The sequence below is a fragment of the Pseudomonas sp. MWU13-2862 genome (assembly GCF_023242495.1).
In the GTDB taxonomy this organism is placed as follows: domain Bacteria; phylum Pseudomonadota; class Gammaproteobacteria; order Pseudomonadales; family Pseudomonadaceae; genus Aquipseudomonas; species Aquipseudomonas gingeri_D.
The window spans coordinates 126143-142242 of the sequence record NZ_JALMEZ010000012.1; the positions used below are offsets into that span (position 1 = coordinate 126143).

Here is a 16100-nt window from a genome sequence, read left to right on the forward strand (position 1 = left end):
GGCCTCTTCGCGGGCAAGCCCTGCTCCTACAGTCCTGAGTCGATCACGGATTTTGCGTACGACACAAACCTGTAGGAGCAGGGCTTGCCCGCGAAGACAATCTCCAGAGCGCAAAAAAACCCGCAGCCGATCACTCGACTGCGGGCTTTCTGATGCGACCGGTCCTTAGATCGCGCCGCGCTGGCGCAACAGCTCCAGGACTTGCTTCACGCTGTCTTCCAACGACAGTGCTTGCGTATCCACTACCAGATCGGCATCCAGCGGCACGTCGTAGGGGAACGACTCGCCCGGAATGTTATCGCCACCGGCCGCGTACAGGCCCTGGGGATCACGTTCCTGGCACGCCTGCGGCGAAGCCTGGACATAGACCGTCAACACACGTTCGCTACCGATCAGCGCCTTGGCCTGTTCGCGGCCCTCGGCATCCGGCGCGACGAACGCGGCCAATGTCAGCAAACCCGCCTCGTTGAACTGACGCGCCACATGCGCCGCACGCCGCCAGTTCTCGGTACGCCCGGCACGATCCTGCGGCAAGCCCTTGTTCAGGTCATGACGCAGGTTCTGGCCGTCCAGCACAAACACCGCACGACCCAGGTCGAACAGCTTGCGCTCCACGGCGTAAGCCAGGGTGCTCTTGCCCGCGCCCGACAGACCGGTGAACAGCACCGTCGCCGGTTGCTGGCCGAAACGCTGGGCACGTTCCTCGGTGGCCACATGGGCCAGCTTGCCGTGATGGGTGGCGCTGCCATGGGCCAGCGGCTGGGCGACGATCATGCCGGCGCCGACGGTGCCATTGGTCAGACGATCAATGATGATGAACGAGCCGGTGGTGCGGTTGCTGTCGTAACCGTCCAGGGCAATCGGCGCGTCCAGGGCGATCTTGACCTTGCCGATCTCGTTCAACTGCAAGGCGCTGGCCGGGCCTTCTTCCAGGGTGTTCACATCGACCTTGTTGACGATGCTGGCAATTGAACCCGGCACGTAGCTGGTGGCGCGCTTGATGTCGTATTTCTTGCCCGGCAGCATCGGCTCCTCGGCCATCCAGACCAGCATGGCCTCGAAGCTGTCGGTCACCGGCGGCACATTGTCGGCATGCACCAGCAGGTCGCCACGGGAGATGTCGATCTCGTCTTCCATGGTCAAGGTCACGGCCTGGCCGGGACCGGCGCTTTCCAGCTCGCCTTCGAAGGTAACAATGGACTTCACCCGGCTGCTCTTGCCCGAAGGCAGCACCACCACGTCGTCGCCCTTCTTCACGATGCCGCTCGCCAGGGTGCCGGCAAAGCCACGGAAGTTCAGGTTCGGCCGGTTGACGTACTGCACCGGGAAACGCAGGTCGGTGAAGTTACGGTCGCCCGCCACTTCCACGGTTTCGAGGATCTCCATCAGCGACTGGCCGGTGTACCAGGGCGAGCGCTCGCTCTTGTTCACCACGTTGTCGCCCTTCAAGGCCGACATCGGCACGAAGTGCATGCTGGTCGGCTTCAGCTTCAAGCCCTCGGCGAACTTCAGGTAGTCGGCCTTGATCGACTCGAACACGCCCTGGTCGAAGTCCTTGAGGTCCATCTTGTTGATGGCGACGACTATGTGCTTGATCCCCAGCAACGAGGCGATAAAGCTGTGGCGACGGGTCTGGGTCTGCACGCCGTAGCGGGCGTCCACCAGGATGATCGCCAGGTCACAGGTGGACGCACCGGTGGCCATGTTGCGGGTGTACTGCTCATGGCCGGGGGTGTCGGCGATGATGAATTTGCGCTTGGCGGTGGAGAAATAGCGGTAGGCGACATCGATGGTGATGCCCTGCTCGCGCTCGGCCTGCAGGCCGTCGACCAGCAAGGCCAGGTCGATGTCGTCACCGGTGGTGCCGACTTTCTTCGAATCGCGGGTGATGGCTTCCAGATGGTCTTCGTAGATCATCTTGGAGTCGTGCAGCAGGCGCCCGATCAGGGTGCTCTTGCCGTCGTCGACGTTACCGCAGGTCAGGAAACGCAGCAGTTCTTTACGCTCGTGCTGGCCCAGGTAGGCGAGGATGTCCTCGCTGATCAAATCAGATTGATGCGACATGCTTAGACCCTGTTTAGAAATAGCCCTGACGTTTTTTATCTTCCATTGAGCCTGCGCCATCGTGATCGATGACCCGGCCCTGGCGCTCGGAAGTACGCGTCAGGAGCATTTCCTGAATGATGTCCGTGAGGGTTTCAGCCTCGGACTCCACCGCGCCCGTCAACGGGTAGCAGCCAAGGGTACGGAAACGCACCTTCTTCTTGACGATTCGCGCCTTGTCCTCGTCGGACAGGTGCTCGAGGATCCGCTCGTCGTCGATCATGATCAGGGTGCCGTTCTTCTCGATAACATCGCGCTCGGCAGCGAAATACAGCGGCACGATCGGGATGCCTTCGAGGTAGATGTATTGCCAGATGTCCAGTTCGGTCCAGTTCGACAATGGGAAAACGCGGATCGACTCGCCCTTGTTGACCTTGCCGTTGTAGACGTTCCACAACTCCGGACGCTGGTTTTTCGGGTCCCAGCGGTGCTTGCTGTCACGGAAGGAGTAGACGCGTTCCTTGGCCCGCGACTTCTCTTCGTCACGCCGGGCGCCGCCGAAGGCCGCATCGAAACCGTACTTGTCCAGGGCCTGCTTGAGGCCCTCGGTCTTCATGATGTCGGTGTGCTTGGCGCTGCCGTGGGTGAAGGGGTTGATGCCCTGCGCCACGCCGTCCGGGTTCACATGGGTGATCAGGTCCAGGCCCAGCTCGGCAACCATCTTGTCGCGGAAGCTGTACATCTCCTGGAATTTCCAGCGGGTGTCGACATGCATCACCGGAAACGGCAGCTTGCCCGGGAAAAACGCCTTGCGCGCCAGGTGCAGCATCACGGCGGAGTCTTTACCGATGGAGTACAGCATCACCGGGTTATCGAACTCGGCGGCCACCTCGCGGATGATATGGATGCTTTCCGCCTCCAGCTGTTTCAGATGCGTCAGTTTGTCGACCATGGCTACTCACGAAAAGCGTTCTTATGGACGGCCAGCGGGCCGTGTTCGAGCGAGGCATGCTAGCACAGCACCCTATTCTATTGAGGGGGCCGACTAGATCGAAACGGTATAAGAATATACCGGGGCGTTTGACCGCTCAGATCGGGTTCGGACAATCGATAAACAGATGCTCCACCGCGAAACGCCGCGCCAGGTACTCGCCCAGCGCCTGCACGCCATAACGCTCGGTAGCGTGATGACCGGCGGCGATAAAGCTGATGCCATTCTCCCGCGCGCTATGGAAAGTCTGCTCGGAGGCCTCGCCACTCAGGTACAGGTCGACACCGGCCAACACCGCCTGGTCGATATAGCCCTGGCCGCCGCCGGTGCACCAGCCGACCCGGCGGATCATGTCGTCGCCCTCGATCAGCAACGGCTCGCGCCCCAGCACTTCCTGGACCTTGCGCGCGAAGTCACGGGCGGTCATCGGCTCGGTCAGGGAGCCCACCAGTCCGACAATCTTCGGGTTGTCCGGGTCCAGCGGGCCTTCCACGGTAATATCCAGCTGCTTTGCAAGCTGCACGTTGTTACCGACCTCCGGATGCAGGTCCAACGGCAGGTGATAGGCCAGCAGGCTGATGTCGTGCTTGAGCAGGGTCTTCAACCGGCGCTGCTTCATGCCGGTGACACAAGGGTCCTCGCCCTTCCAGAAATAACCGTGGTGCACCAGAATCAGGTCGGCCTGGGCTTCGACGGCCGCATCCAGCAGCGCCTGGCTGGCGGTGACGCCGCTGACGATGCACATCACCTGTGGCCGGCCCTCGACCTGCAAGCCATTGGGGCAATAGTCGGCAATCCGCGCGCTGTTCAGAAAGCGATCCGCTTCCTCGACCAGCGTATTCAATGAAACCGCCATAAAAACTCCTGAATATCCCATTCAGAGGCGCCCGCGGCCTCGTATAATGCGCCACATTATGGGCCGTCCGACATGGCCTGCAACCTTCCAGGACTTTGCTCAATGCTCAAGGCTCTGCGTTTCTTTGGCTGGCCGCTGCTGGCCGGTGTGCTGGTCGCTTTGCTGATCATCCAGCGCTACCCGCAATGGGTCGGCCTGCCCAACCTCGATGTGAACCTGCAACAGGCGCCGCAGACCACCCTCCACCAGCAGGGTCCGTACTCCTATGCCGACGCGGTGGACCTGGCCGCTCCGGCGGTGGCCAACCTGTACACCACCAAGATGGTCAACAAGAACACTCATCCGCTGTTCGAGGACCCACAGTTCCGGCGCTTCTTCGGCGACAACCTGCCCAAGCAGAAGCGCATGGAGTCGAGCCTGGGTTCAGCGGTGATCATGAGTTCCACCGGCTACCTGCTGACCAACAACCACGTGACCGCCGGGGCCGACCAGATAGTGGTGGCCCTCAAGGACGGCCGCGAAACCCTGGCCAAGGTGGTCGGCAGCGACCCGGAAACCGACCTGGCGGTGCTCAAGATCGATCTGCCGAACCTGCCGTCGATCACCATCGGCCGTTCCGACCAGATCCGCATCGGCGATATCGCCCTGGCCATCGGCAACCCGTTCGGGGTCGGCCAGACCACCACCATGGGCATTATCAGCGCCACCGGCCGCAACCAGCTGGGCCTGAACAACTATGAAGACTTCATCCAGACCGACGCGGCGATCAATCCGGGCAACTCCGGCGGCGCGCTGGTGGATGCCAGCGGTAACCTGACCGGCATCAATACGGCGATCTTCTCCAAGTCCGGCGGTTCCCAGGGCATCGGCTTTGCGATTCCGATCAATCTGGCGGTGGAAGTGATGAAGGCGATCATCGAGCACGGCCAGGTGATTCGCGGCTGGCTGGGGATCGAGGTGCAGCCCCTGACCCAGGACCTGGCGGAGTCGTTCGGCCTCAGCGGGCGTCCGGGCATCGTGGTGGCGGGCGTGTTCCGTGACGGTCCGGCGCAGAAAGCCGGTTTGCAACTGGGGGATGTGATTCTCAGCATCGACGGCGAGCCGGCCACGGACGGTCGTCGTTCGATGAACCAGGTGGCGCGGATCAAGCCGACCGACAAGGTGGCCATCCAGGTGCTGCGCAACGGCAAGGAGCTCAAGCTGATGGCGGAAATCGGCCTGCGACCACCGCAGCAGACGCCGCCGCAGGAAGAGGAATAAGGCAATCGTGCCGACGCTGGACTTGACTCCAAGTCCAGCGTCGCCTATCAGGCCGCTATCGCCAGCAAGCCGGCTCCTGCAAGTCGCTGTCCCAGCGCAATAACACAGTATCAGCCAGCCATCTTGGACGACTTCAGTTCCTCACTGAAGCGCTGCGAACGCACGCCCTTGTTGTCGTAATACTCTTCGACCGACTTTACAAAGCGCTTTTGCGCGGGCACATACCAGAACGCCTTGTACAAGCGACCACTGGCAGGGCGCGCCGCAACACGTTGAGCATTGGAGATCGTTGTCACCTGACCGGGTGTCACGACAGCTTGCGCACCGCCTACCGCCACGGGTGCCAGCATCGCCGACCACTGGCCTTCGGATTCGATCTTCAGTGCCCTGAACTTGCCTGCAGGCACCTCGACATCCTCCCAACCGGTGACGACGTAGTCGTTATGAATGGTCTCGCTGGAGTGCTGGCGATTAGGGTTCAGCTCGGTGTATTCGACCGTCCATGTCTTGCCTTCGCTCAAGGGAAACGCCAACGGGCGATTGACCACTTGCTGCTTGCCGTTGATATCACGGGAGCGACTCCAGTCCAGGCCCGCCAGGCTTTCAACCGTTGGCTGGTTGGACCCGTCCTGCTTGCTGCTGATCAGCATGCTCTGGCTGCTGACGCGTTCGACCGTCATCAATGTGTTCTTGCTCGAGAAACCCTGTGGGCCGGTTTCCACTGTTTCGGCATAGACCCAGCTATCCCCGGCCTTCAAGGACGGCGCATCGACCGATTGGGCATACGCCGAACCGCACATCAAACCAAGCACAGCGGCAGATAGTGTTTTAAGCATCACATATTCCCTGAATGTCTGACTTGGCAAGTCCACTGAGGCTCACCAAACGTGTGACGCGAGTGACCCTTGCCGATGGCGGCACGAGCATCCTGAACAACTGCAACCCCAACTGCCTGGATATGTAAGCTCACCTCAAACGGCGTAACCAAGCCCATGAGCGGCCATTCGAAACACAACAGGCAATCATTCGAAGGCTCATATCATTGTGCCATTTGAAAATGAGCTCACGTGAGCTGATGATTTCGTCGACGTCATGAATATGAGGACCGTTCAGCAAAGCGACAGCATCCGCCCCGGCCCAAGCACGTCGTTCAAATCAATAAGGGGGTTTGTTGCGCTGCATCACAGAGACCCACCCCGCAACCGATGCGTTACGGGGTGGGGCTACAGGCTTAGAGTTCGCCCAAGGCGTCGATCAGCGCCTGGTTCTGAGCCGGCAAACCGATGGTGATCCGCAGGAACTGGGCAATGCGCTCCTGCTTGAAGTGCCGCACGATCACGCCCTGCTCCCGGACCTTGGCCGCCAGCGCCGCCGCATCGTGTTGCGGGTGACGGGCGAAGATGAAGTTCGCCGCCGACGGCAGCACCTCGAAACCCTTGGCCTGCAACTGCGCCACCAGCCACTCGCGACTGTCGATCACCTTGCGGCAGGTCTCTTCGAAGTACGCCTTGTCCTCGAACGCCGCCGCCGCACCGGCAATCGCCATGCGGTCCAACGGGTAGGAGTTGAAGCTGTTCTTGATCCGCTCCAGGGCCTCGATCAGGTCCGGGTGCCCGACCGCCAGGCCGACCCGCAATCCCGCCAGGGAACGCGACTTGGACAGGGTCTGGGTCACCAGCAGGTTCGGATAACGGTCCACCAGGCCGATGGCCGTTTCGCCGCCGAAGTCGATATAGGCCTCGTCGACCACCACCACCGAATCCGGGCTGGCCTTGAGTATCTGCTCCACCGCGTCCAGTGCCAGCAGGCAACCGGTCGGCGCGTTAGGGTTGGGGAAAATGATCCCGCCGTTGGGCCGCGCGTAGTCCACCACGCGAATCTGGAACTGTTCGTCCAGCGGCAAGGCGTCGAAGGTGATCCCGTACAGGCCGCAGTACACCGGGTAGAAGCTGTAGCTGATATCCGGGAACAGCAAGGGTCGATCCTGCTGGAACAGACCGTAGAAGATGTGGGCCAGGACCTCGTCGGAACCGTTGCCGAGAAACACCTGGTTGGTGTTCACGCCGTAGTACTCGGCCACGGCGTGCTTGAGCAGGTCGCCGTTGGGGTCCGGGTACAGACGCAGATTGTCGTTCACTTCCGCCTGCATCGCGGCCAGGGCCTTGGGCGAAGGACCGTAGGGGTTCTCATTGGTGTTGAGCTTGACCAGCTTGGTCAGCTTCGGTTGCTCACCCGGCACATAGGGCACCAGGTCCTTGACGAATTTGCTCCAGAACTTGCTCATGCTGGTTTCCCCTGTTCCTTATCAGCGACAATCCGATATTCCGCACTACGGGCGTGGGCGCTCAGCGACTCACCACGGGCCAGTACCGAAGCGGTCTTGCCCAGCTCGGACGCGCCCTGCTCCGAGCAGAAAATGATCGACGAACGTTTCTGGAAGTCATACACCCCCAGCGGTGACGAGAAGCGTGCGGTGCCGGAAGTCGGCAACACGTGGTTGGGACCGGCGCAGTAGTCGCCCAGGGCCTCGGAGGTGTGACGCCCCATGAAGATCGCCCCGGCGTGACGGATCTGCGGCAGCCAGGCCTGCGGGTCGGCGACCGACAGCTCAAGGTGCTCCGGGGCGATGCGGTTGGCCACATCAATCGCCTGCTGCATATCTCGCACCTGGATCAAGGCGCCACGGCCGTTGATCGAGGTCTCGATAATCGCCGCACGCTCCATGGTCGGCAGCAGCTTGGCGATGCTCGCGGCGACCTGGTCGAGGAACGCGGCGTCCGGGCTGACCAGGATGGCCTGGGCATCTTCGTCATGCTCGGCCTGGGAAAACAGGTCCATGGCGATCCAGTCCGGGTCGGTCTGGCCGTCGCAGACCACAAGGATCTCCGACGGGCCGGCGATCATGTCGATACCGACCTGGCCGAACACGTGGCGCTTGGCCGTGGCCACATAGATATTGCCGGGGCCGACCACCTTGTCGACCTTGGGCACGCTCTCGGTGCCATAGGCCAAAGCCGCCACCGCCTGGGCGCCGCCGATGGTGAACACCCGGTCGACCCCGGCGATGCACGCCGCCGCCAGCACCAGCTCGTTGATTTCGCCACGGGGCGTCGGCACCACCATCACCACTTCGGCAACCCCCGCCACCTTGGCCGGAATCGCGTTCATCAGCACCGAAGACGGATAGGACGCCTTGCCACCCGGCACGTACAGGCCGGCACGATCCAGCGGCGTGACCTTCTGGCCCAGCACCGTGCCATCGGCCTCGGTGTAGCTCCAGGAGTCCTGCTTCTGTTTTTCGTGGTAGCTGCGCACACGCTCGGCGGCCTTTTCCAGGGCTTCGCGCTGTGGCGCGGTGATCCGCGTCAGGGCCAGTTCGAGGCGCTCACGGGGCAGGATCAGATCAGCCATGGAAGCGACTTCCAGGCCGTCGAAACGCTGGGTGAACTCCACCAGCGCTGCATCGCCGCGCTCGCGCACGGCCTTGATGATATCGAGCACCCGCTGGTTGACCGAGTCGTCGGACACACTTTCCCAGCTCAGCAGATGATCCAGATGATGAGCGAAGTCGGGATCGGCAGCGTTGAGTCGGCGAATTGCGTTGGACGTGGTCATAGCGTGGGCCTCAATAATTGGCGAATGCTTGGGAACAGCAGATCTCAGGCGCCGCAAGACTACCAAGCCATCCGCGTGGGCACCTGAGAATTCTGGCTATGACACGGATAGATGGGCGCGGCTCAAGGCCGCGCAATTGAATCAGCTGCGATGTCGCGATTCCACTGCCTTGCGCAGGGTATCGATCAGGGACTGGATGCGGGCGTGCTGCATTTTCATCGAGGCCTTGTTCACCACCAGGCGCGAACTGATGGTCGCGATCAGCTCCTGGGGTTCCAGACCGTTGGCCCGCAGGGTATTGCCGGTGTCGACAACGTCGATGATCTTGTCGGCCAGGCCGATCAGCGGTGCCAGCTCCATCGAGCCGTAGAGCTTGATGATATCGACCTGACGCCCCTGTTCGGCATAGTAGCGCTTGGCGACGTTGACGAACTTGGTCGCCACCCGCAGGCGGCCCTTGGGCTCGACGGCACCGATAGCACCGGCGGTCATCAGCCGGCATTGGGCGATCTGCAGGTCCAGGGGTTCATACAGACCCTGGCCGCCGTATTCCATCAGCACATCTTTACCGGCCACACCGAGGTCGGCCGCACCATGCTCGACATAGGTCGGCACGTCGGTGGCCCGGACGATCAGCAGGCGTACATCGGCCTGGGTCGTGGGAATGATCAGCTTGCGGCTCTTGTCCGGATTCTCGGTCGGCACGATGCCCGCTTCTGCAAGCAGCGGCAGGGTGTCGTCGAGAATGCGGCCCTTGGACAGTGCAATGGTCAGCATGGGGAAACTAAGTCCTTCAACCTGTATCAGTAAGGCTCATTCTCCCTTGTCGGCGCGAGCAGGCTCGCACCGGCAAAGGGGGACAACACTAGCCCGGAACGCGGCGGATCTTGGCACCGAGCATCTGCAACTTCTCTTCGATGCACTCATAACCACGGTCGATGTGGTAGATGCGGTCGATCAGCGTGTCGCCTTCAGCGGTCAGGGCCGAAATCACCAGGCTGGCCGAAGCCCGCAGGTCGGTGGCCATGACCGGCGCGCCTTTCAGGCGTTCGGTACCGGTCACGATGGCGGTGTTGCCTTCGACCTGGATCTTGGCGCCCATGCGATGCAGCTCGTACACGTGCATGAAACGGTTTTCGAAAATCGTCTCGATCACCGCGCCGGTGCCTTCGGCAATGGCGTTGAGCGAAATGAACTGGGCCTGCATGTCGGTCGGGAATGCCGGATACGGCGCGGTGCGCACGTTGACGGCCTTCGGACGCTTGCCATGCATGTTCAGCTCGATCCAGTCTTCACCGGTGGTGATTTCAGCACCGGACTCCTTCAGCTTCTCGAGCACGGCTTCGAGAATGGTCGGATCGGTGTCCTTGACCTTGACCCGGCCACCAGTGGCAGCCGCGGCCACCAGGTAGGTACCGGTTTCGATACGGTCCGGCATCACCTTGTAGGTGGCCGAATGCAGGCGCTCCACACCGTCGATGGTGATGGTGTCGGTGCCGGCACCGCTGACCTTGGCGCCCATGGCGTTGAGGAAGTTCGCCAGGTCGACCACTTCCGGCTCGCGCGCGGCGTTCTGCAGCACGCTGCGGCCACGGGCCAGGGAAGCGGCCATCATGATGTTCTCGGTACCGGTCACGGAGACGGTATCGAAGAAGAAGTTTGCCCCGCGCAGGCCGCCTTCCGGCGCCTTGGCCTTGATGTAGCCGCCTTCGACGTCGATCACCGCACCCATGGCTTCCAGGCCACGAATGTGCAGGTCCACCGGACGCGAGCCGATGGCGCAACCGCCAGGCAGGGCGACTTCGGCTTCACCGAAACGGGCGACCATCGGGCCCAGCACCAGGATCGAGGCGCGCATGGTTTTCACCAGCTCGTAAGGCGCGATCAGGGTCTTGATGGTGCGCGGATCGATTTCCACGCTGAGCTTCTCGTCGATCACCGGCTCAATGCCCATGCGCCCGAACAGCTCGATCATGGTGGTGATGTCGTGCAGGTGCGGCAGGTTGGCCACGGTCACCGGGCCATCGCACAACAACGTGGCGGCCAGGATCGGCAGGGCGGAGTTCTTCGCCCCGGAAATGCGGATTTCGCCATCAAGACGAACGCCGCCAGTAATAATCAGTTTGTCCATAAGGGTCTCGACGCCAATTCAGGCTCAGGTGCGCTCGGCCCAGGCCGCGCGGCTGAAAAATTTCATAGTGACCGCATGGATGCTGCCATCGGCGATCCACGGGTTCAAATGGGCATAGATGCTCTGCTGACGCTTCACCGGGCTCAGGGCCACCAGTTCGTCGCTAATCACATTCAGCTGGAAGTTGCAGCCTTCGCCTTCAACTTCAACACGGCTTCCCGGCAGCTTTCCCTCAAGGAAGCTCTTCACTTCTATGGCCTGCATGCTCAACCTCAATCGGCGCCCAACGCGCGCGGGTCGGCCATCATACAAAAAAGCCCCGCGCCTGCGAACCCCGCATTGCAGGACTCTGACGGGGGGCTTCTTTATTCATGGCACTGTCAATGAACGCCGAGGATCTCCGTCAACTCGGAAACCTCGGCGATTTCACGCATGTCTTGCGGCATGGCGCGAATACTCAGGGATTTGCCGCCCTCGGCGGCGTCACGCATGAATGCCAGCAGCAAGGCCAGGCCGACACTGCTGGATTTCTCCACCGCGGAACAGTCGACCACCAGGGCCGGCGCGGTGCTGGCCTTGATCAGCGCCTGCCCGTCCTTGCGCAAGGCCGGGCCGGTGCTGTAGTCGATCACGCCGGCCAGCAGCACTTCACCTGCCTCACCGGCGCGAACGCTGGCTTCACTCACTCTGCGCCCCCTTCTGCGGGTTCTTCTCGGATTCGGCCTTGGCCTTCTCCACTTCACCGGCCCAGTTGTTGATGGTCTGGTCCAGGTTGTTACCGTTGCGCTGCATCGCGTCGGCGAACTGATCGCGGAACAGCTTGCCGATATTGATGCCGTTGATGATCACGTTGCGCAGTTTCCACTCGCCATTGATTTTCTCAAGGGTGTAGGAAACCGGATAGACGGCGCCATTGTTGCCTTTGACGGTCATGCCGACGCTGGTGCGATCGCCCGACTCATCCTTCGGCGCGTCGACGGTGATGCCCTGGTTGTTGTACTCCAGCAAGGCGTTGCCGTAGAACTGGAACAGACCCTTCTTGAAGTTCTCCTCGAAGGTTTTCATCTGCTCGGGCGTGGCCTTGCGCGAGTACTTGACCGTCATGATGCTTTTGGAAATACCTTCGGCGTCCACCACCGGGCCGACGATGCTGTTAAGCGCATCGTAGAAGGCCTGGGGGTTCTGCTTGTACTGGGCCTTGTTCGCGGTCAGGTCGGCCAGCATCCGGTCAGTGGTGCTCTTGACCAGGTCATGGGCCGACGTGTCCGCCATGGCGTTGCCCATAAGAGGCAAGGTCGCCAGCAGCACCAACAGACTACGTCGCAACATCGAGATCATGGAAAAACTCCTCATTTGGCGTCTTTGTTCACGGTATTGAGCAGGAATTTACCGATCAGATCTTCCAGTACCAGCGACGACTGGGTGTCGTGGATGGTCCCACCATCCTTGAGCACGGCACTTTCCCCGCCCACGCTGAGACCGATGTACTTCTCGCCGAGCAAGCCCGCCGTGAGGATAGACGCAGTGGAATCAGTCGGCAGGTTGTTCACGCGTTTTTCAACTTGCATGGTCACCCGGCCGGTGAAACTGTCATGGTCCAGATCGATCGCCGTCACCTTGCCGATGGTGACACCGGCCATGGTGACCTTGGCTCTGACAGTCAAACCGGCGATATTGTCGAAGTACGCATATAATTTATACGTTTCAGTGTTTGTCGTAGGGGACAGTCCACTGACCCGCAACGCAAGCAGCAGCAAAGCCAGGATGCCAGCCAGCAGAAAAAGGCCGACACCGATTTCCAGGGTGCGGTTTTGCATCAGAAATCTCCAAACATCAAGGCGGTCAGAATAAAGTCAAGGCCCAGCACTGCCAGGGAGGCATAAACCACGGTCTTGGTCGTGGCGCGGCTGATCCCCTCGGAAGTGGGTTCACAATCGTAGCCTTGAAACACGGCAATCCAGGTCACCACGAAGGCGAACACGATACTTTTGATAATGCCATTCAGCACGTCGCTGCTGAAGGTCACGCTGTTCTGCATGTTGGCCCAGTAGGAGCCGTCGTAGACCCCCAGCCAGTCCACCGCCACCCAAGAACCGCCCCAGATCCCGACCACACTGAAGATCATCGCCAGCAGCGGCAGGGAGATAAAGCCGGCCCAGAGCCGCGGCGCAACGATGTACTTGAGCGGATCGACACCGATCATTTCCAGGCTGGACAGTTGCTCGGTGGATTTCATGTTGCCGATTTCGGCGGTCAACGCCGAACCGGCCCGTCCGGCGAACAGCAGCGCGGTGACCACCGGCCCGAGTTCACGCAGCAGCGTCAGGGCGACCATCTGCCCCACCGCCTGCTCGGAACCGTAGCTGGAAAGAATGTTGAAGCCCTGCAAGGCCAGGACCATGCCGATGAACACGCCGGAGACGACGATGATCACCAGGCTCATCACACCCACGGAATGCAATTGCTTGATCAACAGCCCGAAACCGCCGCCAATGCCGCCGCGGCCGAACAGCACATGGAACAGGAACAACGTCGAACGGCCGAGCACGGCGAGCACGTCCAGGCCCGAACGGCCGAACAGACGCACTCTCTCGATAAGTGATTTCTTGCGCATTGTCAGCGCTTCCCCAACAGGTCGGCGCGGTAGTCCGTCGCCGGAAAGTGGAACGGCACGGGACCGTCGGGATCGCCCTTCATGAACTGGCGGATACGCGGGTTATCGGCGTTCATCAGTTCTTCCGGGGTGCCTTGCCCGAGCACCTGGCCGTCACCGACCACATACAGGTAGTCGGCGATGCTTGCGGTTTCGGCCAGATCGTGGGAAACCACGATGCTGGTGATGCCCAGGGCGTCATTGAGCAGTCGGATCAGGCGCACGAGGACGCCCATGGCGATCGGGTCCTGGCCGACGAACGGTTCGTCATACATGAGGATCTGCGGGTCCAGGGCAATCGCCCGGGCCAGGGCCACACGCCGTTTCATACCACCGGACAGCTCGTCGGGCATCAGGTCGACCGCCCCGCGCAGTCCCACCGCCTGCAATTTCAGCAGAACAATGTCACGAATCATTTCTTCCGGCAGTTCGGTATGAACCCGTAGCGGAAAGGCGACGTTCTCGAAAACATCCAGGTCGGTGAACAGCGCACCGCTCTGGAACAGCACGCCCATATGCTTGCGCGCGTCGAACAGATCGCCGCGCGACAAGGTGGGAAGATTCTGACCATTGACCCAGACTTCGCCGCCGCTGGGGCGCAGTTGCGCGCCCATCAGCCGCAACAGGGTGGTCTTGCCGCACCCGGAAGGTCCCATGATGCCGGTGACCTTGCCTCGCGGGATACGAATGTCGACATTATTGAAGATGCTGCGCGCACCGCGCTTGAAGGTCACACCCTTCAGCTCGACCGCGTAGGCGTTATCGGCGCTCATCTAAACTCCTTGCGATACAGCCTCGGACTCGGACACCAGGCCTCTCTAGAAGAGGCGCATACTTCCTGAGCGGGCCGAACTAGCCGCGAACTATATCACCGCTGATACGACCCGCCCAAGGCCGAAGCCACCCTTGTTCGGTATAAATACAGCCGGGCTTGACGGCTTGCGAGGCAAAGTCCTATAGGCACCACGCAAAACGCAATGATCTAGTGGGAGTGGAGAAGGCATTACCGCTATAATCGCGCCTTTTCATCAGGCTAACCGATTTCTGACATGAGCCAATCCAGCGACCTGATTCAATCAGCACAACGCACCATCCGCCTCGAACGCGAAGCCGTAGAAGGCTTGCTCGCCCATATCGACGCAGATTTCGTACGCGCTTGCGAAATGATTCTGGCCAGCAAGGGCCGTGTGGTCGTGGTCGGCATGGGCAAGTCCGGGCACATCGGCAACAAGATCGCCGCGACCCTGGCCAGCACCGGCACCACAGCGTTTTTCGTCCACCCCGCCGAAGCCAGCCACGGCGACATGGGCATGATCACCCGCGATGACATCATCCTGGCCCTGTCCAACTCCGGCTCGACCGCGGAAATCGTCACCCTGCTGCCCTTGATCAAACGCCTGGGCATCCAGTTGATCAGCCTGACCGGCAATCCCGACTCACCGTTGGCCAAGGCCGCCGAAGTCAACCTCAACGTGCATGTCGAGCACGAGGCCTGCCCGCTGAACCTGGCGCCGACCTCCTCCACCACCGCGGCCCTGGTGATGGGCGACGCCCTGGCGGTGGCCCTGCTCGAGGCCCGCGGCTTCACCGCCGAGGACTTCGCCTTTTCCCACCCGGGTGGTGCCCTGGGCCGGCGCCTGCTGCTGAAAGTTGAAAATGTCATGCACGCCGGCGATGAGCTGCCGCAGGTCCTGCGCGGCACCCTGTTAAAAAATGCGCTGATGGAAATGACTCGCAAAGGCCTTGGCATGACCGTGATCGCCGAAGCCGACGGGCGCCTCGCCGGGATCTTCACCGACGGTGACCTGCGCCGGACCCTGGACCGCACCATCGACATCCATACGGCCCTGATCGAAGACGTCATGACCCCTCACGGCAAGACCGCCCGGGCCGACATGCTCGCCGCCGAAGCCCTGAAAATCATGGAAGACCACAAGATCAGCGCGCTGGTGGTGGTCGACAGCGACGACCGCCCGGTGGGCGCCCTGAACATGCACGATCTGCTGCGCGCGGGAGTGATGTAAATGAACGACGATCTGTTGCAACGCGGCAAGGCCATCAAGCTGGCGGTCTTCGACGTCGATGGCGTACTGACCGACGGTCGCCTGTACTTCCTCGAGGACGGCAGCGAATTCAAGTCGTTCAGCACCCTCGACGGCCAGGGCATCAAGATGCTGATGGCCGCCGGCGTGCAAACCGCTATTATCAGCGGTCGCAAAACCGCACTGGTCGAACGACGGGCGCAGAACCTCGGCATTCCCCACGTCTACCAGGGCCGCGAGGACAAGCTGGTGGTGCTCGACACCCTGCTCGCCCAGCTCAATCTGAGCTATGAACAGGTCGCCTACCTGGGTGACGACCTGCCGGACCTGCCGGTGATCCGCCGCGTCGGCCTGGGCATGGCCGTGGCCAACGCCGCCAGCTTTGTCCGCGAACACGCCCACGGCATCACCCGGGCCCGGGGCGGCGACGGCGCCGCCCGCGAATTCTGCGAGCTGATCCTGCAAGCCCAGGGCAGTCTTGAAGCGGCTCACGCCGCCTACCTGTAGAG

General features: G+C 61.6%; 17 protein-coding genes. 3 read left to right on the forward strand and 14 right to left on the reverse strand.

Annotated elements, in window-relative coordinates:
• Positions 1 to 165 precede the first annotated feature (165 nt).
• The 3 genes from cysN to M5C56_RS21445 form a co-directional block, all read right to left on the reverse strand.
• Positions 166 to 2064: a sulfate adenylyltransferase subunit CysN gene (gene cysN, locus M5C56_RS21435; RefSeq protein WP_103498058.1), complete on the reverse strand. Its 1899-nt coding sequence runs from the start codon at positions 2062 to 2064 to the stop codon at positions 166 to 168.
• Positions 2065 to 2077: 13 nt separating this feature from the next.
• Positions 2078 to 2995 carry a sulfate adenylyltransferase subunit CysD gene (gene cysD, locus M5C56_RS21440; RefSeq protein ID WP_100942227.1) on the reverse strand — a complete coding sequence of 306 codons (918 nt, stop codon included), beginning with the start codon at positions 2993 to 2995 and terminating at the stop codon, positions 2078 to 2080.
• 136 nt (positions 2996 to 3131) lie between these two features.
• A complete protein-coding gene (locus M5C56_RS21445; protein ID WP_103498060.1) occupies positions 3132 to 3890 on the reverse strand; it encodes a Nif3-like dinuclear metal center hexameric protein in 759 nt (252 codons plus the stop codon).
• A 102-nt stretch (positions 3891 to 3992) separates the two neighbouring features.
• Between M5C56_RS21445 and algW the strand changes: the two genes are divergently transcribed.
• Positions 3993 to 5150, forward strand: coding sequence for a Do family serine endopeptidase AlgW (gene algW, locus M5C56_RS21450; protein ID WP_103498061.1), 1158 nt, complete (start codon positions 3993 to 3995; stop codon positions 5148 to 5150).
• Between the two features lie 110 nt (positions 5151 to 5260).
• Here algW and M5C56_RS21455 read toward each other — a convergent pair whose 3' ends face one another.
• The 11 genes from M5C56_RS21455 to M5C56_RS21505 form a co-directional block, all read right to left on the reverse strand.
• Positions 5261 to 5986 carry a hypothetical protein gene (locus tag M5C56_RS21455; protein WP_247263309.1) on the reverse strand — a complete coding sequence of 242 codons (726 nt, stop codon included), beginning with the start codon at positions 5984 to 5986 and terminating at the stop codon, positions 5261 to 5263.
• Positions 5987 to 6381: 395 nt separating this feature from the next.
• Positions 6382 to 7434 carry a histidinol-phosphate transaminase gene (gene hisC, locus M5C56_RS21460; RefSeq protein WP_103498062.1) on the reverse strand — a complete coding sequence of 351 codons (1053 nt, stop codon included), beginning with the start codon at positions 7432 to 7434 and terminating at the stop codon, positions 6382 to 6384.
• Positions 7431 to 8765 carry a histidinol dehydrogenase gene (gene hisD / locus M5C56_RS21465; protein WP_103498063.1) on the reverse strand — a complete coding sequence of 445 codons (1335 nt, stop codon included), beginning with the start codon at positions 8763 to 8765 and terminating at the stop codon, positions 7431 to 7433. Before hisD ends, hisC begins: the two co-directional genes overlap by 4 nt.
• A 141-nt stretch (positions 8766 to 8906) precedes the next feature.
• Positions 8907 to 9542: an ATP phosphoribosyltransferase gene (hisG, locus tag M5C56_RS21470; RefSeq protein WP_103498064.1), complete on the reverse strand. Its 636-nt coding sequence runs from the start codon at positions 9540 to 9542 to the stop codon at positions 8907 to 8909.
• An 88-nt stretch (positions 9543 to 9630) separates the two neighbouring features.
• The gene (gene murA, locus M5C56_RS21475) at positions 9631 to 10896 is read right to left on the reverse strand and encodes a UDP-N-acetylglucosamine 1-carboxyvinyltransferase (protein WP_100942234.1); all 1266 of its coding nucleotides are present in this window, start codon (positions 10894 to 10896) and stop codon (positions 9631 to 9633) included.
• 24 nt (positions 10897 to 10920) lie between these two features.
• Positions 10921 to 11160 (reverse strand): BolA family protein, encoded by a 240-nt coding sequence (locus M5C56_RS21480; protein WP_103498065.1) that lies wholly within the window; start codon positions 11158 to 11160, stop codon positions 10921 to 10923.
• A gap of 116 nt (positions 11161 to 11276) precedes the next feature.
• Positions 11277 to 11582 (reverse strand): STAS domain-containing protein, encoded by a 306-nt coding sequence (locus M5C56_RS21485; protein WP_100942236.1) that lies wholly within the window; start codon positions 11580 to 11582, stop codon positions 11277 to 11279.
• The gene (locus M5C56_RS21490; protein WP_103498066.1) at positions 11575 to 12234 is read right to left on the reverse strand and encodes an ABC transporter substrate-binding protein; all 660 of its coding nucleotides are present in this window, start codon (positions 12232 to 12234) and stop codon (positions 11575 to 11577) included. The genes M5C56_RS21485 and M5C56_RS21490 overlap by 8 nt, the downstream gene beginning before the upstream one ends.
• Positions 12235 to 12245: 11 nt before the next feature.
• Positions 12246 to 12713 (reverse strand): outer membrane lipid asymmetry maintenance protein MlaD, encoded by a 468-nt coding sequence (mlaD, locus tag M5C56_RS21495; RefSeq protein WP_103498067.1) that lies wholly within the window; start codon positions 12711 to 12713, stop codon positions 12246 to 12248.
• The gene (gene mlaE, locus M5C56_RS21500) at positions 12713 to 13510 is read right to left on the reverse strand and encodes a lipid asymmetry maintenance ABC transporter permease subunit MlaE (protein ID WP_103498068.1); all 798 of its coding nucleotides are present in this window, start codon (positions 13508 to 13510) and stop codon (positions 12713 to 12715) included. Before mlaE ends, mlaD begins: the two co-directional genes overlap by 1 nt.
• Before the next feature lie 2 nt (positions 13511 to 13512).
• Positions 13513 to 14322 carry an ATP-binding cassette domain-containing protein gene (locus tag M5C56_RS21505; protein ID WP_103498069.1) on the reverse strand — a complete coding sequence of 270 codons (810 nt, stop codon included), beginning with the start codon at positions 14320 to 14322 and terminating at the stop codon, positions 13513 to 13515.
• Positions 14323 to 14598: 276 nt separating this feature from the next.
• On the opposite strand from M5C56_RS21505, the gene M5C56_RS21510 reads away from it, so the two are divergent.
• Positions 14599 to 15573 carry a KpsF/GutQ family sugar-phosphate isomerase gene (locus M5C56_RS21510; protein ID WP_103498070.1) on the forward strand — a complete coding sequence of 325 codons (975 nt, stop codon included), beginning with the start codon at positions 14599 to 14601 and terminating at the stop codon, positions 15571 to 15573.
• Complete coding sequence (locus M5C56_RS21515) at positions 15574 to 16098, forward strand: HAD family hydrolase (protein ID WP_103498071.1); 525 nt, start codon at positions 15574 to 15576, stop codon at positions 16096 to 16098.
• Positions 16099 to 16100: the final 2 nt, after the last annotated feature.